Below are 20913 nucleotides of genomic sequence, written 5' to 3'. Positions count from 1 at the left end.
CTACGCCTCCTCTTCCTTCTTGTCCTTGCGGTTGAACTCGATCTCGACACGCGCCTTGGCGATGTCGGTGAATGCAATGCGTCGGGCGGTCGCCTTGCGGCCCTTCACGCCCGGTACTTCGAGGTCCAGGCCCTCGTCGTCGACGTCGAGGATCCGGGCGACCAGTTCCCCGGCACCCTTCTCGCCCTCGGCGGACAGCTGGAACTTCACGAGGCGACCGATGGCCCGCACGTAGTGACGGTGCTCGGTCAGCGGGCGGTCGGCGCCCGGCGAGCTGACTTCGAGGACGTACTCGTCCTCACCCATCACATCGGTTTCGTCGAGCTTGTCGGAGACCTCGCGACTCAGCTCGGCACACGCGTCCAGCTCCACGCCCTCGTCGGAGTCCACGATGATCCGCAGCATCCGACGCTTGCCCGCCCGCGACATCTCGATCTCTTCGAGGTCCAGGCCCTTGGCGGCGACGAGCGGCTCCAGCAGTTCGCGCAGCCTGTCGCTCTGGGTGGTGCTCATCCGGGTGACTCCTCGGCCGCGTGTGCTGTTGTGGTTTCCGTCGTGCGTCAGGTCAAAGGGTATCCGGTGTCGGAGGGTGTTGCCGTCCGCCCTGTGGACAGGGCCCCGGGTACCGTGATCACACCCTGCCCCGCCATCAGCCCCGTCATCACCCGGAGGACGTCGCCGTGTCCTGGACCCTGCCTTCGAGACCCTCGCGCAGGAGCCTGCTCGCCGGCGCGGCCGGCGCGGCCGGCGCCGCGCTGCTGACCGGGTGCTCCGGCGACCTCCCGACGGAGGCCACCCTCACGATTCCACTCGAACGGCGGATGCGGGAGACGGCCGTCCGTGACAGTACGCGACTGCTGGAACGTTACGACGCCACGGCGGCCGCCCATCCGGCCCTGGCCGCGCGGCTCGCTCCGCTGCGCGCCGCCGTCGCCGCCCACGCCGCGGCCCTGTCCCCCACCCGTTCGGCCCCGCCGTCCCCCTCCCCGTCCCCCTCCGGCGGAGCGGGGGCCGCCGCGCCCGCGGCGAGCGGCGAGCCGGTGCCGCCGAAGCCCGACGAGGCCCTGACCGCGCTCGCGGACGCCGAGCGGAGCCTGTCCGAGTCCCGGACCATCGACCTGGCCGGGGCCCCCGGGGAGCTGGCCCGGCTGCTGGCGTCGGTGGCCGCCTGCGGCGCCGTACACGCGTACCTGCTGACCTCGACCCCCGGAGCCACCTCGTGAAGCCCGAACCCTCCCCCGCCGGCCGGGTCCTGGAAGCGGCCCAGGCCGCGCTCGCCGCCGAACACGCGGCCGCGTACGGATACGGGGTGATCGGTGCCCGGTCCGCCGGCGCCCGCGCCGCGCAGGCCCGGGAGTCGTACGGCGGCCACCTCGCGCGGCGCGACGCGCTCGCCCGGACCGTACGGGAGCTGGGCGGCGCGCCCCGGCCCGCGGAGGCCGCGTACGCCCTGCCGTTCGAGGTGCGCAGCCCGGCCGACGCCGAGCGGCTGGCCGCCGAGATCGAGGACCGGGTGGCCGGCGCGTACTCCGATCTGGTGCGCGCGGCGGAGGGTCCGCTGCGCCGCGAGGCGGCGGACGCGCTGAGTGCGGCGGCAGTGCGCGCGGCACGCTGGCGTGGTGTCGGCGTAGCCTTCCCTGGGCTCACGGAACGCGCTGACGAGGCGCAACGGGCCCAGCACAGCTGAAAGGGACCACGCACGCATGGCTTTCGAACCGCCGCAGCGGCTTGTACGGGCGCTCGGCGAGATGCCGGAATCGGCGCAGGACGCGGACTGGCTGGGGCAGTTGCCCCGACTCACCGAGGCCGCGCTGTCCCGGCGCGGGGTGGAGGCCCGGCGGGTGCAGGCCCCGGGCGGCCGCAGCAGCCTGGTGGTCCTCGTCACGTACGCCGACGGGACCCCGGCCGCGCTGAAACTGGCGCCGCCGCACGCCCGGCCCGACCGCGAGTTGGCCGCGCTGGCCCACTGGGGCGGTTTCGGGGCCGTACGGGTCCTCGACACGCGGCATCACGACGACGACGGGGCGCTGCTGCTGGAACGGCTGCACCCCGAGGTGTCCCTGCGGTCGCTGCCGGAGGCGAAGGCCCTGCTGGAGGCGAGCGGCACGCTGCGCAGGCTCTGGGTGGCGCCGCCGGCCGGGCACGGGTGGGAGACGGTGGCGGAGCGCACCGAGTGGCAGTCGGCGGCCCTGCGGGCGGCCCCGGCGGAGACGCGGGCCCTGGCGGACGCGGCGCTGGCGATGCGGGCCGAGCTGGTGGCGGCCCCGCCGGAGGAGCTGCTGCTGCACGGGAACTTCCGACAGGGCAAGGTACTGGCGGGCGAGCGGGCTCCGTGGCTGACGGTGGGTCCCGATCCGCTGGTCGGCGAGCGGGCGTACGACCTGGCGCGGCTGGTCCGGGACCGGCTGGAGGACCAGGTGGCCTCCTCGGCGGGGGCGGCGGGGGCCCGGCGCCGGGTGAACAAGCTGGCGGACGCGCTGGACGTGGACCGGGAGCGGCTGCGGGGCTGGACGGTGTTCCGGGCGGTGGAGTCGGGCAACCGCGCGCTGGCCGCCGGGCGGCGCCGCGACGCGGAGCTGCTGCTGGAGTTCGCCGCCTGGCTGTAGGGCATACCGTAGTTAGGTAGATATGTCCGGCAGGGGGCCGTCATGGTCGAAGAACTGCTGACAGCGGCCATCGCCGCGGGCGTGGGCGTCGCGGTGTACATGGGCGCCGCGGCCCGCGTGGTGAAGCAGTACGAGCGGGGTCTGGTCTTCCGCTTCGGCAGGCTGCGGGAGGGCATACGCCCGCCCGGCTTCGCGATGATCGTTCCGGTGATCGACCGGCTCCACAAGGTGAACATGCAGATCGTGACGCTGCCGGTGCCCGCGCAGGAGGGCATCACCCGGGACAACGTCACCGTGCGGGTGGACGCCGTCGTGTACTTCAAGGTCGTCGACCCGGCGAACGCGATCGTGGCGGTGGAGGACTACCGCTTCGCCGTCTCGCAGATGGCACAGACCTCCCTCAGGTCGATCATCGGGAAGTCCGACCTGGACGATCTGCTGTCCAACCGGGAGATGCTCAACCAGGGCCTGGAACTGATGATCGACAGTCCGGCGGTCGGCTGGGGCGTGCAGATCGACCGGGTCGAGATCAAGGACGTCTCCCTGCCCGAGACGATGAAGCGGTCGATGGCCCGGCAGGCGGAGGCGGACCGCGAGCGCCGGGCCCGTGTGATCAACGCGGACGCGGAGCTCCAGGCCTCGCACAAGCTCGCCGAGGCGGCGGGGGTCATGTCGGAACAACCGGCGGCGTTGCAGTTGCGCCTGCTGCACACGATCGTGGCGGTCGCCGCCGAGAAGAACTCCACGCTGGTGCTGCCGTTCCCGGTGGAGCTGTTGCGCTTCCTCGAGCGCTCGGCCCCTCCGCCTGCGGCGGCGCCCGCGCGGGAGGAACCGGCCCCGGCCGGCCCGGCTTCCGAAGGCCCCGGGCCGGCCGAGGTCGACGGCGCGCTCGACGCGGCCCCGGCTCCGGACGCGCTCGACGGGGCCCCGGCTCCGGACGCGCTCGACGGCTCCGTGGACGGGCTGATGCTGGACGCGCCGCCGCCGGAGCACGAACGGGACGGGCTGCGCGAGTAACCGCTGCGCCCTTCCACCGTTGCCCGGGCTCCGCCCGGACCCTCCCCCCCCGCTACTGCTGAAACTGCTCGGCCTCGGCCAAGATCCAGCCTCGCCGGCGTTCGAGGCGCGGGGGGCGGGGGCGGGGTGCGGGGCGGAGCCCCGGTTACGCCAGGCGGGACAGGGCCTCCGCCAGGGGGAGTTCCTCGCGGGTGCCCGACGCGCGGTGCTGGAGTTCGACGACGCCGTCGGCGGAGCGGCGGCCCGCCACCAGGATCCACGGCACGCCGATCAGTTCCGCGTCCGTGAGCTTCACGCCGGGCGACAGGCCGGGGCGGTCGTCCAGCAGCACCCGCAGACCCGCCGCGGCCAGGGCCGTCGCCGCCTCCTCGGCCAGTGCGAGCGGCACCGCCTTGCCCGCCGCCACCACGTGGACGTCGGCCGGAGCCACCGCCGCGGGCCAGCACAGCCCGCGCTCGTCGGCCGTCTGCTCGGCCAGCGCCGCCACCGCGCGGGAGACGCCGATGCCGTAGGAGCCCATCGTGACCCGGACCGGCTTGCCCTCGCGGCCGAGGACGTCGAGCCCGAAGGCGTCCGCGTACTTGCGGCCCAGCTGGAAGATGTGCCCGATCTCGATGGCCCGGTCGAGCTTCAGGCCCGCCCCGCAGGACGGGCAGGGGTCGCCCGGCTCCACGACCACCACGTCCAGGTACTGGTCGACCTCGAAGTCCCGCCCGCAGACCACGTTCCGGGCGTGCGTGTCCGCCCGGTTGGCCCCCGTCACCCACGAAGTACCGGGCGCGACCCGCGGGTCGGCCAGGTAGCGGACCTTCTCCAGACCCTGCGGGCCCACGTAGCCGCGCACCAGGTCCGGGCGGCCCTCGAAGTCCTCGGCCGTCACCAACTCCACCACGGCCGGGGCCAGGTGCTCGCCCAGCTTGCCGAGGTCCACCTCCCGGTCCCCGGGCACGCCGACGGCCGTGATCTCGCCGTCGACCTTGACCAGGAGGTTCTTCAGCGTCGCCGAGGCGGGTACGCCCAGGTGCGCGGCCAGGGTCTCGATCGTCGGGGTGTCCGGGGTGTCCACCTCTTCCAGCGCCGGGTGTTCCGCGGAGCCGGTGGCGGGGGCGAGGGCGAAGGTCACGGCTTCCGTGTTGGCCGCGTAGTCGCACGAGGGGCAGTCCACGAAGGTGTCCTCACCCGCCTCGGCCGGGGCCAGGAACTCCTCCGACGCCGAGCCGCCCATCGCGCCCGACACGGCCGACACGATCCGGTGGTCCAGGCCGAGCCGCTCGAAGATGCGGACGTACGCCTCGCGGTGGAGCCGGTAGGACTCCTCCAGCCCCTCGTCGGACACGTCAAAGGAGTACGAGTCCTTCATCTGGAACTCGCGCCCGCGCAGCACCCCGGACCGGGGCCGCGCCTCGTCGCGGTACTTGGTCTGGATCTGGTACAGCATGACCGGCAGGTCCTTGTAGGAGGTGCACTGGTCCTTCACGACGAGGGTGAAGATCTCCTCGTGCGTCGGCCCGAGCAGGTAGTCCGCACCCTTGCGGTCCTTGAGCCGGAACAGCAGGTCCCCGTACTCCGACCAGCGCCCGCTGACCTCGTACGGCTCCTTCGGCAGCAGGGCCGGGAGCAGCACCTCCTGGGCCCCGATCGCGTCCATCTCTTCGCGGACGACGCGCGAGACGTTGTCCAGGACCCGCTTGCCGAGCGGCAGCCACGTCCATACCCCGGCCGAGCTGCGCCGGACGTAACCGGCGCGGACCAGGAGCCGGTGGCTGAGGGTTTCGGCGTCGGCCGGGTCCTCGCGGAGGGTCTTGGCCATGAGGCGGGACATGCGCTGCACGTGTTGCGTAGACATGTCGGGAGGTTACCGGGGGCCCGGCGGCCCGCGGTACCGGTTTCAGGGCCTGGTCAGCGGCAGGGTGGCGCCCATGACGGCGTACGGCATGCTCGCGCTCGGGAAGTGGACCTGGCGGGCGAGGTCGCTGTAGCCGAGGGCCCGGTAGAGGCCGCGGGCGGGGCTCTCGGTGTCGATGGCGGAGAGGATCGAGCGGGGTTCGGCCGCGTCGTCGGTGATGCCCGTGATGAGGGCGCGGCCGACGCCGTGGCCCTGGAAACCGGGGTGGACGTGCAGCTCGGTGATCACGAAGGATCCGTCGAGCCAGTCCTCGTACCCGCCGGCCCGCAGGTAGGGCTCGACGATGGTGGACCACCAGTGGGTGCGGTCGTTCGGCATCCCGTACACGAAGCCGGTGAGCGCGCCGTCCTCGGCGAACGCCCCGAGGGCGCGGGCGCCGCGGCAGGTCATGTGGCGCTGGACGATGTACCGCCGGATGCCGACCTCCTCCTCGCTGAGGCCGAAGGCGACGGCCTGCACGCGCAGGGCCTCGTCCACGCGGGCGGCGAGGTCGAGGGGACCGATGCGGACTCCGGAAGGCAGCATGCGGCGACCTTACTTCGCGGTACGGGGCTGCCGGAATGCCATGGCCGAGGTCCGTGGCCCGCCGTCCGGATCAGGTGCGGCCGGGTGTCAGAAGAGCACGCTCATGAACGCGCCGACCTCGCGGAAGCCCACGCGGCGGTAGGACGCCCGCGCGGCGGTGTTGAAATCGTTCACGTACAGGCTGACCACGGGGGCCACGTCCCGCAGCGCGTAGGCGACGACGGCGGCCATCCCGGTCTCCGAGTGGCCGAGGCCGCGGAACTCGGGGTCCACCCACACGCCCTGGATCTGGCAGGCGCGGGCGGTGGCGGCGCCGATCTCGGCCTTGAAGACGACCTTGCCGTCGTCGACGCGGGCGAAGGAACGGCCGCTGGCGACGAGTTCGGCGACGCGGGCCTGGTAGAGCAGCCCGCCGTCACCGGCCATCGGCGAGATGCCGACCTCCTCGGTGAACATGGCCACGCAGGCGGGCATGATCAGGTCCATCTCGTCCTTGCGGATCCGGCGGACCTGCGGGTCGGCCTCGACCGTGGTGGACGGGCGCTCGATGACCATGAGCGGCTGGTGGGAGCGGATCTCGCGGGCCGGGCCCCAGCTGGGCTCCAGGAGCTGCCACAGCAGCCGGGTGGCCTCGGCGGGGCCGACGATGGAGGAGCAGCGGCGGCCGGTGCGGCGGGCCCGGTCGGCGAAGGCGCGTACGGCGTCGGGTCCGGCGCAGACGGGGACCAGGTTGGCGCCGGCGTAGCAGAGCGAGCGGAGCTCGCCGTCGGCGTACCAGCCCCACATCTCGCCGCCCAGGCGCCAGGGGTCGAGTCCGGCGACCTGGACCCGGGAGGTGACGAAGGCGTTCTCGACCGGCTCGCGTCCGAGGATTTCCATCGCGGCGTCGAGATCACTGGGCTCAAGGACCCGGGTGGTGGTCTGCGTCAACACTGGGGCCTCACCATGCAAGTCTGCTGATCTCCGCACTGTACCCGGCGGGGCCCGGGGATGCCGCGTCCGAGGTCACGAAAGAGCCCCGGACCGCCCCCGAACTGCGGGAACGATGCCGGGGCCACTGACGAAGCCCGCACCGGGCGAGCGAGCCGAAGGGGCGCGCCGGGGAGTGACGGTGAGCGCGCGCAGGAATCGTGAGGCACGAGCGATTCCGAGCACGCACGCCGTCACGAGCCGGCCACCGGCGCCCCGGAGACGAGCCGAGCCCAAGAACACAGGCGAGCGAGCCGAAGGGGCGCGCCGGGGAGTGACGGCGGGCGCGCGCAGGAATCGCGAGGCACGAGCGATTCCGAGCACGCACGCCGCCACGAGCCGGCCACCGGCGCCCCGGAGACGAGCCGAGCCCGGAAGGTCAGACGCCGATGGCGACCGTGGGCTCGCCGCTGGTGATGCCGTCGGCCTCCATCTGCGCGGCGATCTTCATGGCCTCTTCGATGAGGGTCTCGACGATCTTCGACTCGGGGACGGTCTTGATGACCTCGCCCTTCACGAAGATCTGGCCCTTGCCGTTGCCGGAGGCGACGCCGAGGTCGGCCTCGCGGGCCTCGCCGGGGCCGTTGACGACGCAGCCCATGACGGCGACGCGCAGCGGGACCTCCATGCCCTCCAGGCCCGCGGTGACCTCCTCGGCCAGCTTGTAGACGTCGACCTGGGCGCGGCCGCAGGACGGGCAGGAGACGATCTCCAGGCGGCGCGGCTTGAGGTTCAGGGACTCCAGGATCTGGATGCCGACCTTGACCTCCTCCGCCGGCGGGGCGGAGAGGGAGACGCGGATGGTGTCGCCGATGCCCTCGGAGAGCAGTGCGCCGAAGGCGACGGCGGACTTGATGGTGCCCTGGAAGGCGGGGCCGGCCTCGGTGACGCCCAGGTGCAGCGGGTAGTCGCAGGCGGCGGCGAGCTGGCGGTAGGCGTTGACCATGACGACCGGGTCGTTGTGCTTGACCGAGATCTTGATGTCGCCGAAGCCGTGCTCCTCGAAGAGGGAGGCCTCCCACAGCGCGGACTCGACCAGCGCCTCGGGGGTGGCCTTGCCGTACTTCTTCAGCAGTCGGGCGTCGAGGGAGCCGGCGTTCACACCGATGCGGATCGGCGTGCGGGTCTCGTTCGCGGCCTTCGCGATCTCCTTGACCTTGTCGTCGAACTGCTTGATGTTGCCCGGGTTCACGCGGACCGCGGCGCAGCCGGCGTCGATCGCGGCGAACACGTACTTCGGCTGGAAGTGGATGTCGGCGATGACCGGGATCTGCGACTTCTTGGCGATCACGGCGAGCGCGTCGGCGTCGTCCTGGGTCGGGCACGCCACGCGGACGATGTCGCAGCCGGAGGCGGTGAGCTCGGCGATCTGCTGGAGCGTCGCCCCGATGTCGGAGGTCCTGGTGGTGGTCATCGACTGGACGGAGATCTGTGAGTCGCCGCCGACGGCCACCTTGCCGACCTGGATCTTGCGGCTGACCCTGCGGTCGGCAAGCTTCGTCGGCACGGCCGGCATTCCGAGAGAGATGGCAGTCATCTGCTGTGCAACCCCAAGGTGTGGATCAAGGTCCCGAGATCGGCGGGCTCCAGGCTTCGAGATTACGCCAACCCAGGAGCGGGCCGTGCATCCGAGGGGGTGCGCCACCCGATCGTAGGGAGCCGGGCACGATCCGTGCCCGGCTCCGGTACGACTGGGTCACGCCCCCGGCAAGCTAGGTGATCTTGATCGGGTTGACCACGTCGGCCACCATCACCAGCAGCGTGAAGCAGATGAACAGGCCCGCGACCACGTACGCGACGGGCATCAGCTTCGCCACGTCGAACGGGCCGGGGTCGGGGCGCCGGAAGATCCGTGCGACGGTGCGCCGGACCGACTCCCACAGGGCGCCGGCGATGTGTCCGCCGTCGAGCGGGAGCAGCGGCAGCATGTTGAACAGGAACAGCGACAGGTTGAAGCCGGCCAGCAGGTTGAGGAAGAAGACCAGCTGGTGCTGGGCGGGGATGTCGAGGGTGAAGATCTCACCGCTGACCCGCGCCGCGCCGACGACGCCCATCGGGCTGTCCTGCTTGCGCTCGGCCCCGTTGAAGGCCGCGTTCCACAGGTCGGGGACCTTGGTCGGGAGTTCGACCAGCGACTGGACGCCGGCCTGCATCATCTCGCCCATGCGGTCGACGGACTGGCCGAAGGACTGCGGGACGTAGCCGGAGGCGGGGGCGAAGCCGAGGAAGCCCGCGGTGACGTACTCGTCCTTGACGTACCGGCCGCTGCCGTCCGTCTTGGCGACCTTGTTCTCGATCAGGTTCGCCTTGAGGTCCACGCGCTGTCCGGCCCGCTCCACCGTGATCGTGGCGGGGCCGACGGTGGCGCGGATGTTCTTCTGCAGGGCGGACCAGTCGCCGACCGATCGGCCGTTGAAGGCGACGATCTTGTCGCCCGCCTTCAGGCCCGCGGCCTTGGCGGGGGCGGCCGGGTCACTTGGGGCGCACTTGTCGCGCTTCTCGCTCTGCTGGATGACGCAGTCCGAGACGGTGGCGACCGAGGTGGTCTGGGTGTTGAGCCCGAAGGTCATCAGGGTCGTGAGGAAGATCGCCACGGCCAGGATCAGGTTCATGAACGGCCCGGCGAACATCACGATCACGCGCTTCCACGGCTTGCGCGTGTAGAAGAGCCGGCTCTCGTCCCCGGGCTGGAGCTCCTCGTACGCCGCCGAGCGCGCGTCCTCGATCATCGACCGGAACGGCGAGGTGGAGCGTGCGGTGACCTTGCCGTCCTCGCCGGGCGGGAACATCCCGATCATGCGGATGTAGCCGCCCATCGGGATGGCCTTGATCCCGTACTCGGTCTCGCCCTTCCTCCGCGACCAGATGGTCGGCCCGAAGCCCACCATGTACTGCGGCACGCGAATGCCGAAGACCTTGGCCGTGGAGAGGTGCCCCAGCTCGTGCCAGGCGATGGAGACCAGCAGGCCGACCGCGAAGACCACGACCCCGAGCACCGTCATCAGTAGTGTCATGCGCGCGCCTCCACGGCGGCCCGAGCCGCCATCTCCCGCGCCCGGGCCCTGGCCCAGGCCTCTGCTTCAAGGACGTCCTGGACCGTCAGGGAGGTTCCCGACTCAGGCGTCCCGTGCTCGTCGACCACGGCAGAGACCGTATCCATGATTGCTGTGAACGGCAGCCGACCTGCCAGGAATGCTTCGACGCACTCCTCGTTGGCCGCATTGAACACGGCCGGGGCGGTGCCGCCAAGCGTGCCGACGTGCCGGGCGAGGCCCACCGACGGGAAGGCCTCGGTGTCCAGCGGGAAGAACTCCCAGGTGGAGGCCTTGGTCCAGTCGAAGGCGGGGGCCGCGTCCGGGATCCGCTCGGGCCAGCCGAGGCCGATGGCGATGGGGCCGCGCATGTCCGGCGGGGTGGCCTGGGCGAGCGTGGAGCCGTCGGTGAACTCCACCATCGAGTGCACGTAGGACTGCGGGTGGACCACGACCTCGATGCGGTCGAAGGGGATGTCGTAGAGCAGGTGCGCCTCGATGACCTCCAGCCCCTTGTTGACCAGGGTCGCGGAGTTCACCGTGATCACCGGGCCCATGGCCCAGGTGGGGTGCGCGAGCGCGTCCTCGACGGTCACGCTCGCGAGCTCTGCGCGGGTGCGGCCGCGGAAGGGACCGCCGGAGGCGGTCACCACGAGCTTGCGGACGTCGGCGCGGGTGCCGGCGGCGAGCGCCTGGAAGAGCGCCGCGTGCTCGGAGTCCACCGGGATGATCTGGCCGGGCTTCGCCAGGGCCTTGACCAGCGGGCCGCCGACGATCAGCGACTCCTTGTTGGCCAGGGCCAGGGTCCGGCCCGCCCGCAGTGCGGCGAGGGTCGGCGCGAGGCCGATGGAACCGGTGATGCCGTTGAGGACGGTGTGGCACTCGGAAGCGGCGAGTTCGGCCGCGGCGTCCGGACCGGCCAGGATCTCGGGCAGCGGCTCGGACGGCCCGTACCGGGCGCTCAGCGCCTCTTTCAGGGCCGGTACGACGTCCTCGCGGGCGACGGCCACGGTCGTGACCCGCAGCAGCCGGGCCTGCTCGGCCAGCAGCTCCACCCGCCCGCCGGCGGCGGACAGGGCGGTGACCCTGAACCGGTCCGGGTTGCGCAGGGCGAGGTCGATGGCCTGGGTCCCGATGGACCCGGTGGACCCGAGGATGACGATGTCCCGGAGGCCGGCCGCGGGGTCGAAGAGGAGGTGCGGGTCGGCGAGGGGGGCTGGGCGGTCGCTCATGCCCCCCATTGTTGCCGCAAGTCATGAGCGGCCGGACACGGAGCCCCCTTCCGTTACCCGCAGAAGCAGGTGCGGGAGCGTTCCGGCGAACTCCGGGAGCGTCCGGGCGACGCTCCACCAGGCCTCGGGGTCCTCGTCGAGGGCGAGGGCCAGGAGCTGGTCGGCCTCGGCGTGCGAGGCGAGGACGGCCGCGGGGCGGTCGTGCCGGTCGGGATGGTCCACGTCGCCGAGCCAGTGGTCCTGGTCCAGGGCCCAGCAGGCCGGCAGCTTGTGCCGGATCACGTCCTGGCCGGTGAGCAGGCCGCGGTCGATGCAGTCGCGCACCCAGCGGATGTCCTCGGCGACGCTGTCCATCGGCACGGCGAGGCTCGCCAACGCCAGCTCGCGCTCCACGCCCCCGTAGGGTTCGACGGCCTTCGGGGCCAGGTGGCGCACCGCGCGGACGAGGTCGGGTCCGGGCGCACCGGCGTCGGCCGCCTCGGGCACGGTGCCGTCGGTCAGGGCGGCGACCAGCGCGGGCAGCGGGCCCCGGTAGCCGGGTGCGTGCCTCAGTAGCTCGGCCCACAGGCGGGGATCGTCCCCCAGCGGGCGCAGGGTCCGTAGGACGGCCGTCTGCATGCCGGCCCGTTCGGGCAGGGTCCAGCGCAGGCCGTGGGTGTCGGGGAGGCGGGCGAGCAGCAGGGTGCGGTGCGCAGGGGCGACGTGGGCGACGAGTTCCTCGTGCGTGACCGCTCCCATCCGCACGGCGCGGACGGCGGGCCGGTGCCAGGAGCGCCCGTCCGGCGCCGCCGGGGCGGCCAGGAACGCGTGGACGGTCTCCAGGGGCAGGTCCAGGGCGAGCAGCAGGGCCTCGACCGCGCCGGTCGGCAGCGGCTCGCGGAGGTGCTCGGCGAGCAGCAGCTCCGGGTCCGGCCGGTGGCGCAGCGCCAGGACGTCCAGCGGGACCCGCGGTCCGCGCCTGCCGTGCCGGCGCAGCAGGCCGACCAGCTCGGCCGCGCTGAGCGGTTCCTCGGCGGGGTCCCTACCGAGCTCGGCGCGGAGCACCGGCAGGAGTTCGGGCGGTGTGCGGCGGCGGGCGTAGCGGATGGGGCCGGGCAGGCCGGGCAGCGGCCTGCCCACGACCCGGGGGTTGCGCGCGATGAAGGTCCGGTCGGCCGCGCCGCCGTGGCGCAGCAGCAGGGTGACGGTCGAGGCCGACAGCCACTCGTCCCGGCACAGGTACTTGCGCGTGGGCTCGTCCAGCCTGCCGATCATGTCGGTGACGACGCGGTCCGGTGCGTGGCGCAGCAGGTGCGCCACGCACCAGGCCAGCCGTCGGCTGGTGCGGTCTTCCTCGGCCGTCGGCATCGTTCGTCCGCCTCGCGCTGTGCTCGTACGGGTACCAGTACTCGTACTCATCCTCGTACGTCTGTCCGACGTCCGGCGATGATCGCAGGTCAGCGGATGGGGCGGTGCACGTTTTTCTGTGTCGAGGGTCCGGGCGTCGCGTCCGCGATCCAGGGGCCCTCGCCGGAGGGGTCGAGGACGCCCTCCTCCAGCCATGCGTAGGTGCCGGACAGGACGCCCGCGACCACCTTGCGGTCGAGGTCGTCGGTGTTGGACCAGAGCCGGCCGAAGAGCTCCTCCACGCGCAGCCGGGACTGCTCGCAGAAGGCGTCGGCCAACTGGTAGGCCTCGCGACCGTGGGCGCCGGTGGCGCGCAGGTGCTCGGCGCGGACGCAGGCCGCGCTCATGGCGAAGAGCTCGGCGCCGATGTCGACGATCCGGCCGAGGAAGCCCTGTTTGGTCTCCATCCGGCCCTGCCAGCGGGACATGGCGTAGAAGGTCGAGCGGGCGAGTTTGCGGGCGCTGCGCTCCACGTAGCGCAGGTGGGTGGAGAGGTCGGGGTGGCCGCCGGGGTGGAAGGCGCGGTAGGTGCCGGGGACCTGGCCGGGGCCGGTGGCGAGCTTGGGCAGCCAGCGGGCGTAGAACCCGGCGGCGCGGGCTCCCGCCTTGGCCTTGTCGCCGAGTGCCTTCTCGGGGTCGATGAGGTCGCCCGCCACCGAGAGGTGGGCGTCGACGGCTTCGCGGGCGATCAGCAGGTGCATGATCTCGGTGGAGCCCTCGAAGATCCGGTTGATGCGCAGGTCGCGGAGCATCTGCTCGGCGGGGACGGCGCGTTCGCCGCGGGCGGCCAGGGACTCGGCGGTCTCGAAGCCGCGCCCGCCGCGGATCTGGACCAGTTCGTCGGCCATCAGGCAGGCCATCTCGGAGCCGTAGAGCTTGGCGAGGGCGGCCTCGATGCGGATGTCGTTGCGGTCCTCGTCGGCCATCTGGGAGGCGAGGTCGACCACCGCTTCGAGGGCGAAGGTGGTGGCGGCGATGAAGGAGATCTTCGCGCCGACCGCCTCGTGCCGCGCGACCGGCCGGCCCCACTGCTCGCGGACGGCGGACCACTCGCGGGCGATCTTCAGGCACCACTTCCCGGCGCCGACGCACATGGCGGGCAGGGACAGCCGGCCGGTGTTGAGCGTGGTCAGGGCGATCTTGAGCCCGGCGCCCTCGGCGCCGATGCGCTGGGCCGCGGGGACCCGTACCCGGTGGAAGCGGGTCACGCCGTTCTCCAGGCCGCGCAGGCCCATGAAGGCGTTGCGGTGCTCGACGGTGATGCCGGGCGAGTCGGCCTCGACGACGAAGGCGGTGATCCCGCCGCGGTGGTGCTCGGACTTCGGGACGCGGGCCATCACGACGAGCAGGTCCGCGACGACCCCGTTGGTCGTCCACAGCTTCACGCCGTCGAGCACGTACGTGTCGTCGCCGTCCGGGACCGCCGTGGTGGCCAGGCGCGCCGGGTCGGACCCCACGTCGGGCTCGGTGAGCAGGAAGGCGCTGATGGCGGTGGTGGCGCAGCGGGGCAGGTAGGCGTCCTTCTGCTCCTGCGTGCCGAACATCTTCAGCGGCTGGGGCACGCCGATCGACTGGTGGGCGGAGAGCAGGGCCCCGATGGCCGGGCTCACCGAGCCGACGAGGGCCAGCGCCTTGTTGTAGTAGACCTGGGTGAGACCGAGGCCGCCGTACTTGGGGTCGATCTTCATGCCGAGGGCGCCGAGCTCCTTGAGACCGCGCACGGTCTCGTCGGGGATCTTCGCCTCGCGCTCGATGCGGGCCCCGTCGATGCGGGTCTCGCAGAACTCCCGCAGCCGGGCCAGGAAGGCCTCGCCCCGCCGGACGTCCTCGTCGGCGGGGAGGGGATGGGGGTGGATCAGGTCGAGCCGGAAGCGTCCGAGGAACAGTTCCTTGGCGAAACTGGGTTTGCGCCAGTCCTGTTCCCGGGCCGCCTCAGCGACCTGCCGTGCCTCGCGCTCGGTCACCTTGGGCTGTGTTGCGGACATGAGGGGACTCACCTCGCCGCCGGAGTCGGGGGTCCACCGGCACTACCAGCCGGTGCTACCTGTGAGTCGTACCCTGTCCGGCCCGCCGGGAAAAGCCGGGCCGTCCGAGCGGGGGAAATCCGGCCCGGCCGCGCGGCTACGCCCGGGCGAGTGAGCCGAAGGGACGCGCCGGCGAAGGACGGCGAGCGCCCGCAGGAACCGTGCGGAACGAGCGGTTCCGAGGACGCACGGCGTCCTGGAGCCGGCAGTAGCGCCCCGGAGGCGACCCAGCCCGGAAAAGAAAAAGCCCGGAAAAGAAAACCGGAAAAGAAAAGGGGACGGCCGGAGCCCCCGCACAGTAGGCTCCGGCCGTCGGCTTTTGGGCCGTACGAGATCAGATGTCGAGGCCGGTCAGGACCAGGACCCGCTCGTACGTGTAGTCGTCCATCGCGTAGCGGACGCCCTCGCGGCCCACACCGGACTGCTTGACGCCGCCGTACGGCATCTGGTCGGCGCGGTAGGACGGCGCGTCGCCGATGATCACACCGCCGACCTCGAGCTCGCGGTGGGCCCGGAACGCGGTCTGGACGTTGCGGGTGAAGACGCCGGTCTGCAGACCGAACTTCGAGTCGTTGACGGCGGCGAAGGCCTCGTCGGTGTTCTCGACCTTCTTCAGCGTCAGGACCGGCCCGAAGACCTCCTCGGTGGCGAGCTTGACGCCGTCCGGCACGTGGGCCAGGACGGTGGGCTCGTACGAGGCACCCGCGCGCTTGCCGCCGGTGAGCAGCTTGGCTCCGCCGGCCACGGCCTCGTCGACCCAGGACTCGACGCGCTGGGCGGCGGCCTCGGAGACGAGGGGGCCGACATCGGTGGCGGAGTCGGACGGGTCGCCGGTGACCTGGGCCTGGACCTTCTCGACGACCTTCTCGACGAGGCGGTCGTAGACGGAGGCGTCGGCGATCACGCGCTGCACGGAGATGCAGGACTGGCCGGCCTGGTAGTTCGAGAAGGTCGCGATGCGGGTCGCGGCCCAGTCGAGGTCGGCCTCGGAGGACCAGTCGTCCAGGACGACGGCCGCGGCGTTGCCGCCGAGCTCCAGGGTGCAGTGCTTGTGGGGCACCGACTGCTGGATGGCGTAGCCGACGGTGTCGGAGCCGGTGAAGGAGATGACGGGCAGGCGCTCGTCCTTCACCAGGGCCGGCATCTTGTCGTTGGCGACCGGCAGGACCGACCAGGAGCCGGCCGGGAGGTCGGTCTCGGCGAGCAGCTCGCCCAGGATCAGCCCGGACAGGGGCGTGGCCGGGGCGGGCTTGAGGATGATCGGAGCGCCGACGGCGATGGCCGGGGCCACCTTGTGGGCGCACAGGTTCAGCGGGAAGTTGAACGGCGCGATGCCGAGGACCGGGCCCTTGACGAAGCGGCGGGTCAGCGCGAGACGGCCGACACCACCGGCGTCGGTGTCGAGGCGCTGGGCCTCTCCGCCGTTGAAGCGGCGGGCCTCTTCGGCGGCGAAGCGGAACACGGACACCGCACGGCCGACCTCACCGCGGGCCCACTTGACGGGCTTGCCGTTCTCGGCGGAGATCAGCTGGGCGATCTCCTCGGTGCGCTCGGTGAGCCGCTTGGACACGTGGTCCAGGGCCGCGGCCCGTACGTGGGCGGGGGTCGCGGAGAACTCCGCCGTCACGGCGTACGCCGCGGCCACGGCCTCTTCGACCTGCTCGTCGGTGGGCACGCTGACGGCGGCGACCAGGCGGCCGTCCCACGGAGAGTGGACGTCGAAGCTGTCCTCGCCGGTGGCCTGGCGGCCGGCGAGCCAGAAGGCGTGGGTGGAAGTCATGCGAATCCCGGCCCTTCGGAAGTGTGCGGTGGGTCCTGACCCCTCCACCGTAGAACTCCGTCGACGTTTCGGCGTTTGTCCCTGATGGAGCGGCGGGTCGTCGCGCTTCGCCGCTTTGTCACTGTCCGGCCCGCCGGGTGCGCGCTCCTGCCCCCGGGGGGTGTCCTGCGCCGGGCCCGGCTCGACCGGCAGGACGCCCCCGGCCGCCTGGGCCGCTCTTTTGGATCTTGCCGGCCGAGCCCGCGGCGTCCGGTGCCATGGGGTCTCCCCAGGCCCGTAGGGCCGAGGGGAAGCAGGGCCGGGGCAAAGCAGGGCAGGTTGTCGGGGGGATGAGGTGCGGTGCCGGGCGTCGCGGGCCCGGCAAGATCCGAAAGAGACGGCCTAAGCCGGGGTCGAGGTCGCCTTGAGGGCGAGCCACAGTTCCATGCGGACGTCCGGGTCCTCCAGGGAGCGGCCGAGGATCTCCTCGACCCGCTTCATCCGGTAGCGCAGGGTGTGCCGGTGGACGCCGAGGTCGGCGGCGGCCGCGTCCCACTGCCCGTGGCGGGAGAGCCAGGCCTGGAGCGAGGCCACCAGGTCGCCGCGCCCGGTCGCATCGTGCTCCCGCAGGGCCCGCAGGGTGCCGTCCGCGAAGGCCCGTACGGCGTCGTCGGCCAGCAGCGGCAGGACCGAGCCCGCCGCCATCTCCTCGTGCTCCACCATCGGCCGGCCGCGGCGCCGGGCCACGGCCAGGGCCTGGTCGGCCTGTTTGAGGGCCGCCGCCACACCCCCCGGTCCGGCCGGTGCGGACAGGCCGACCACCAGCTCGTCCGGCTCCGGCCCGGCCGCGTCCCGGCCGCGCCGCGCCTCCAGTGCCTCCGCGTGGTCCACGCACGCCTGTACGGCCGAGCCGCCGTCGGTGGCCAGGACCACGAGCCGGCCCGCCTCCGGGACGACGAGCAGCGCCTCCCCGGTCCGGGCCGCCGCCGACTCCACTGTGTCGGACAGCAGCGCCAGGCCTTCCGGCTGCGCGGTGCCCGCCAGGGCCGGCTCGGCCACGATGAGCCGGAACGGTGCTTCCAGCAGGGCCCCGTACAGGTCCCCGGCCACGGACCGCGCGTGGTCCGCCTCGCCCGCGAGCAGCATCCGCAGCACCGCCGCCCCCAGCCGGGACTCGGCGTCGTGCAGCGAGCGCGAGCGCTCGGTGGTGAGGGTGAGCAGCGCGACCGCGGAGTGGACGGCGTACCGCTCGGCCGTGCCCAGCGGGGCCGCGGTGCCGACGGCGAGCGCACCGCGCGCCCGCCGGCCCGTGCCCAGGGACTGGAGTTCCACGCGGTCCTCGGAGCCGCCGACCACGGCGCTCGCGGGGGCCGGGCGCTCCCGCAGCCGTTCGACGTCGGGGGTGAGCCGGGCGGCGCGGCGCGCGGCCCAGTCGGGGGCGGCCGCGACGACCGCGCCCGAGGTGTCGTAGAGCGCGGCCCAGCCGTGCACGTGCGCGGCCAGCTTCACCAGCAGCTCGGTGGGGCCGTCGACGGAGAGCGCGGCGCGCGTCAGCTCCCGCTGGGCCTCGAATCCGGCGGTGACGGCCCGGTACTGGTCCGCCGCGAGGGCCGCGGAGACCGCCTTGCTGATCGCGAGGAAGGGGGTCCGCCGCGGTACCTCCAGCAGCGGCATGTCCTCGGTCCGCGCGGCCTCGACCAGCGCCTCGGGGATCTCCTCGTAGTTGACGCCGATCGCGAAGCCGATGCCGACGACCCCGGCCGCGGCGAGGCGGCGCACGTAGGCGCGCATCTCCTCCGGGTCCCCCGCGTCCAGCTTCATCGCGGTGATCAGGAGCAGCTCCCCGCCCTCCATGTAGGGGACGGGGTCGGCGAGCTCGCTGACGTGGGCCCAGCGCACCGGCGTATCGAGGCGCCCCTCCCCGGCCCGCACGCTGAGCTTGAGCGCCGAGTGCTGGACGAGTGAGGCGAGGGTGAGCGGCATCGGTTACCAGTGGCCTTAGCGGGAGGGGGCGAGGGGGAGGGTCAGGAGGCAGACCGCCGACGGTTTTCGCCGTGTCGTACGAACGACTCCCCTCGATTCTGCCACCTCGTACGGGTCGGGGTCCGGGTCAGGACGTTCCGGACAGGCGGACCAGCAGCGGAGCCGCCCGTTCCCCGCGCACCGAGGTGAGCGACAGCACCGCGTGCCCCGGCGGCACGGCGTGCGCCAGGTCCGAAGCGGACCACCGCTCCCGCTCCACCTGGCGCACGGTCACCGCGTCCGTGGTGACCGCCTTGCCGGTGACGAGCTTGCGGAAGGAGTGCATCAGGCGGGTGAGCGGCTGGTCGGCGAAGACGGTGCGGTGGGTGACGTCCCGCGTCTCCACCCACTCGGTGCCCCAGGCCTCGGCGAACCGCTTGCCGTCCCAGGTGGTGACCCCGGAGAAGGCCATCCGGCAGCCGACCGACCCGAGCAGCGGGGTCCGCAGCACCTCCGGTACGTCGTCCAGCGTGCGCAGGGTGAGCAGGACGCCCGCGTTCGCCGAGCGCAGCCGCTGAACGCCACGGACGGTCTCGGGCGTCAGGGTCTGCGAGGCGTCGTCGAAGGCGAGGAAGGCGAAGAGGGAGCGGTCGGTGCGGGCGGCCGCGGCGGCGTTGAACTGGGCGAGCAGCAGCCGGGCCAGCATGCGCGAGGCGTCGGCGTGCCCGCGTTCGGGCAGGTCCACGCGGACCCGGACCGGGTGCTCCAGGGCGCGCAGCGAGAACGGCCGGCCCTGGCCGGTGGTGTCGAAGAAGCCGGCGAACGCGGGCCGGTCCAGCAGGGCCACCCGGTCCGCGAGGGCCTGACCGGGGTCCGCGTGGGACCCGTGCTGGCGAGCCCGGGCATCGAGCTCGCGCAGCATGGCGTGCTGCCCGGCGAGGTCGCGGCGCAGCGCAGCGAAGGCGGTGGGGACCTGGTCGAGCAGCTCGCGGAGTTCGGGCACGGTCGGGAAGCGGTCGTAGGCCGCCCGGAACGGCCCGAGGAGCTGGGCGAGGGCGGTCGCGGCCCGGCGTACGTCGGTCCCGGGAACGTCTCCGACGAAGGACTCCGCAAGCAGGGTGGCCGCCTCGTCGGGGTCGGTTGCGCCGCCGTAGAGATCGAGGTCGTAGACGGAGGCAGGGTCGCCGACCCGGACCACGACGTCGAAGGCGGCGTCCGGCCCGAGTTGGGCGCCGGCCGCGCCGACGGCCACGACGGCGGCCTGGCCGGCGAGGGCCTGGAGCGAGAACGACTCGACGACGGGCCGCACCAGCTGCCGGGTCTTGCCGGTGCCGGAGGGCCCGACGGCGAGCAGGGAGGTACCGAGCACGTCGGGGTCGAGGGCGAGGGCGGTACCGCGGCGGGAGTACGGGTTGCGGGCACCCTCCTCCACGGTGCCCAGCAGCACCTGCCGGACCAGCAGATCGTGTCGGGCGGCCCGCACGGGCAGGTCTCGCGCCCCGGACGGGTGCACACAGGCCCCGGCGCCCTTGTCGCGCACGGCGTCGGCGAAGGCCCGCATCCGCGAGGGGTCGACGCGCACGGAGTCCCACGCCCGCCGGATCCGGGCGTAGTCCACATCGTTCATCCGCCCGCCCCCGGCTTCCGTTTCCAGCCGATCAGCAGCCTCCACCAACCCCGCCTCGCGCACTTGCGGCCACATCGCGGGGTCTTCAAGCGGATTCTCAGCAGGGAGCCGCTGCGGGCGATCCGCACCTCCCACGGTCGTCGGCTCCGTTGACCGTGAGGTGGCGGGCGAGGAAAGCAAGGGCAGTCGGCGCAGCAGCCGGGCGCCGCCACCGAGCCATGCGAATGCCGCGATCAGAACCACATCGATCACGGTCCTGGCCGTGCTCATGAGATTGAGGTTGGCCTCCTGGTCGCCCCCCGGCCTGCGGTCGAAGTCGAGGAAGCCCTCCACCAGCTGCCGCAGCGGCAATTGGTAGTTGTGGACGAGCAGCAACGTCACGTAGGCGATTGGTACGACCGCCAGGGCCTGCACCCATGGGCCCCGGGCGACGACCAGGCGGCTCCAGGCAGCCTTCCAGCTGCCGAGCCGGCCGAAACCGTAGAGGAGCACCAGGACGAACAGCAGCTCATAGATCGGTTTGGCCTGGACTCCCCCCGTGTCCCGGACCGGCTCGCCGTTCGCCGCCCACCAGCTGTGAGGCGTGAAGAGCTTGAGCGGCGCGTCCCAGAACGGGATGTAGGCGTTGCGCATGAGGGACCAGACGAGGACGCAGGCCAGGAAGGAAATGACGGCGCCAGTGGCGAGGGCCCGGTCGGGGGTCTGCGCGGCCTCCACGGCCGGACGCGGGGTGTGGCCGTACCTCCAGACACCCGGCTCGGCGACCGGGCGGGCGGTGCGCAGCCAGTCGGTGAGGGTCGGTCCCCGGCCGGGGGCGTGGCTGGGCTTCGGAGGGTGCATGGGGGGGCCGGCAGGTCTCGGTACTTGA

At 72.8% G+C, this 20913-nt stretch carries 16 protein-coding genes; 4 read left to right on the top strand and 12 right to left on the bottom strand.

All coding sequences use genetic code 11. The features are described from left to right. Positions 1–513, bottom strand: a complete 513-nt coding sequence (rimP, locus tag OG594_RS31550) for a ribosome maturation factor RimP (RefSeq protein ID WP_266605526.1) — start codon at positions 511–513, stop codon at positions 1–3. A 167-nt stretch (positions 514–680) separates the two neighbouring features. Here rimP and OG594_RS31545 point away from each other — a divergent pair, with 167 nt between their 5' ends. Genes OG594_RS31545 through OG594_RS31530 form a run of 4 tightly spaced genes read left to right on the top strand, consistent with a single transcriptional unit; the run spans position 681 to position 3623 of the window. Beyond that, the gene (locus OG594_RS31545; RefSeq protein ID WP_266605524.1) at positions 681–1223 is read left to right on the top strand and encodes a hypothetical protein; all 543 of its coding nucleotides are present in this window, start codon (positions 681–683) and stop codon (positions 1221–1223) included. After that, positions 1220–1687 carry a ferritin-like domain-containing protein gene (locus tag OG594_RS31540; RefSeq protein WP_266605522.1) on the top strand — a complete coding sequence of 156 codons (468 nt, stop codon included), beginning with the start codon at positions 1220–1222 and terminating at the stop codon, positions 1685–1687. The genes OG594_RS31545 and OG594_RS31540 overlap by 4 nt, the downstream gene beginning before the upstream one ends. Positions 1688–1703: 16 nt before the next feature. Beyond that, positions 1704–2606 carry an aminoglycoside phosphotransferase family protein gene (locus OG594_RS31535; RefSeq protein WP_266605520.1) on the top strand — a complete coding sequence of 301 codons (903 nt, stop codon included), beginning with the start codon at positions 1704–1706 and terminating at the stop codon, positions 2604–2606. Between the two features lie 42 nt (positions 2607–2648). Beyond that, on the top strand, positions 2649–3623 hold the full coding sequence (locus tag OG594_RS31530) for a slipin family protein (protein WP_266605518.1): 975 nt from the start codon (positions 2649–2651) through the stop codon (positions 3621–3623). 145 nt (positions 3624–3768) lie between these two features. Here the strand turns inward: OG594_RS31530 and OG594_RS31525 are convergent, their stop codons facing one another. The 11 genes from OG594_RS31525 to OG594_RS31475 all read right to left on the bottom strand — a co-directional run bounded on the left by OG594_RS31525 (position 3769) and on the right by OG594_RS31475 (position 20885). Then, positions 3769–5469, bottom strand: coding sequence for a proline--tRNA ligase (locus tag OG594_RS31525; RefSeq protein ID WP_266605516.1), 1701 nt, complete (start codon positions 5467–5469; stop codon positions 3769–3771). A 42-nt stretch (positions 5470–5511) separates the two neighbouring features. Continuing rightward, positions 5512–6054: an N-acetyltransferase gene (locus OG594_RS31520; RefSeq protein WP_266605514.1), complete on the bottom strand. Its 543-nt coding sequence runs from the start codon at positions 6052–6054 to the stop codon at positions 5512–5514. Positions 6055–6141: 87 nt separating this feature from the next. Continuing rightward, the gene (locus tag OG594_RS31515) at positions 6142–6984 is read right to left on the bottom strand and encodes a GNAT family N-acetyltransferase (protein ID WP_266606652.1); all 843 of its coding nucleotides are present in this window, start codon (positions 6982–6984) and stop codon (positions 6142–6144) included. A 418-nt stretch (positions 6985–7402) separates the two neighbouring features. Next, positions 7403–8560 (bottom strand): flavodoxin-dependent (E)-4-hydroxy-3-methylbut-2-enyl-diphosphate synthase, encoded by a 1158-nt coding sequence (ispG, locus tag OG594_RS31510; protein WP_030651122.1) that lies wholly within the window; start codon positions 8558–8560, stop codon positions 7403–7405. Between the two features lie 175 nt (positions 8561–8735). Continuing rightward, the gene (locus OG594_RS31505) at positions 8736–10037 is read right to left on the bottom strand and encodes an RIP metalloprotease (protein ID WP_266605511.1); all 1302 of its coding nucleotides are present in this window, start codon (positions 10035–10037) and stop codon (positions 8736–8738) included. Further along, on the bottom strand, positions 10034–11287 hold the full coding sequence (gene dxr / locus OG594_RS31500; protein ID WP_266605509.1) for a 1-deoxy-D-xylulose-5-phosphate reductoisomerase: 1254 nt from the start codon (positions 11285–11287) through the stop codon (positions 10034–10036). Before dxr ends, OG594_RS31505 begins: the two co-directional genes overlap by 4 nt. Before the next feature lie 21 nt (positions 11288–11308). Next, entirely contained in the window at positions 11309–12634 is a 1326-nt protein-coding gene (locus tag OG594_RS31495) for a hypothetical protein (protein WP_266605507.1), read from the bottom strand. 89 nt (positions 12635–12723) lie between these two features. Beyond that, entirely contained in the window at positions 12724–14658 is a 1935-nt protein-coding gene (locus OG594_RS31490; protein WP_266605505.1) for an acyl-CoA dehydrogenase family protein, read from the bottom strand. A 373-nt stretch (positions 14659–15031) separates the two neighbouring features. After that, complete coding sequence (locus tag OG594_RS31485; protein ID WP_266605504.1) at positions 15032–16477, bottom strand: aldehyde dehydrogenase family protein; 1446 nt, start codon at positions 16475–16477, stop codon at positions 15032–15034. Between the two features lie 381 nt (positions 16478–16858). Then, positions 16859–18439 (bottom strand): PucR family transcriptional regulator, encoded by a 1581-nt coding sequence (locus OG594_RS31480; protein WP_266605502.1) that lies wholly within the window; start codon positions 18437–18439, stop codon positions 16859–16861. A gap of 127 nt (positions 18440–18566) precedes the next feature. Beyond that, positions 18567–20885, bottom strand: a complete 2319-nt coding sequence (locus tag OG594_RS31475; RefSeq protein WP_323185356.1) for an ATP/GTP-binding protein — start codon at positions 20883–20885, stop codon at positions 18567–18569. Between the last annotated feature and the right edge of the window lie 28 nt (positions 20886–20913).

This window comes from Streptomyces sp. NBC_01214 (genome assembly GCF_026340975.1).
Taxonomy (GTDB): Bacteria; Actinomycetota; Actinomycetes; order Streptomycetales; family Streptomycetaceae; genus Streptomyces.
This window is presented reverse-complemented; position numbering and strand designations above follow the sequence as displayed.

Coding starts and splice junctions, on each gene's coding strand:
- rimP (WP_266605526.1), bottom strand. CDS start 513: ATGAGCACCACCCAGAGCGACAGGCTGCGCGAACTGCTGGAGCCGCTC.
- OG594_RS31535 (WP_266605520.1), top strand. CDS start 1,704: ATGGCTTTCGAACCGCCGCAGCGGCTTGTACGGGCGCTCGGCGAGATG.
- OG594_RS31530 (WP_266605518.1), top strand. CDS start 2,649: ATGGTCGAAGAACTGCTGACAGCGGCCATCGCCGCGGGCGTGGGCGTC.
- OG594_RS31525 (WP_266605516.1), bottom strand. CDS start 5,469: ATGTCTACGCAACACGTGCAGCGCATGTCCCGCCTCATGGCCAAGACC.
- OG594_RS31520 (WP_266605514.1), bottom strand. CDS start 6,054: ATGCTGCCTTCCGGAGTCCGCATCGGTCCCCTCGACCTCGCCGCCCGC.
- ispG (WP_030651122.1), bottom strand. CDS start 8,560: ATGACTGCCATCTCTCTCGGAATGCCGGCCGTGCCGACGAAGCTTGCC.
- OG594_RS31505 (WP_266605511.1), bottom strand. CDS start 10,037: ATGACACTACTGATGACGGTGCTCGGGGTCGTGGTCTTCGCGGTCGGC.
- dxr (WP_266605509.1), bottom strand. CDS start 11,287: ATGAGCGACCGCCCAGCCCCCCTCGCCGACCCGCACCTCCTCTTCGAC.
- OG594_RS31495 (WP_266605507.1), bottom strand. CDS start 12,634: ATGCCGACGGCCGAGGAAGACCGCACCAGCCGACGGCTGGCCTGGTGC.
- OG594_RS31490 (WP_266605505.1), bottom strand. CDS start 14,658: ATGTCCGCAACACAGCCCAAGGTGACCGAGCGCGAGGCACGGCAGGTC.
- OG594_RS31485 (WP_266605504.1), bottom strand. CDS start 16,477: ATGACTTCCACCCACGCCTTCTGGCTCGCCGGCCGCCAGGCCACCGGC.
- OG594_RS31480 (WP_266605502.1), bottom strand. CDS start 18,439: ATGCCGCTCACCCTCGCCTCACTCGTCCAGCACTCGGCGCTCAAGCTC.
- OG594_RS31475 (WP_323185356.1), bottom strand. CDS start 20,885: ATGCACCCTCCGAAGCCCAGCCACGCCCCCGGCCGGGGACCGACCCTC.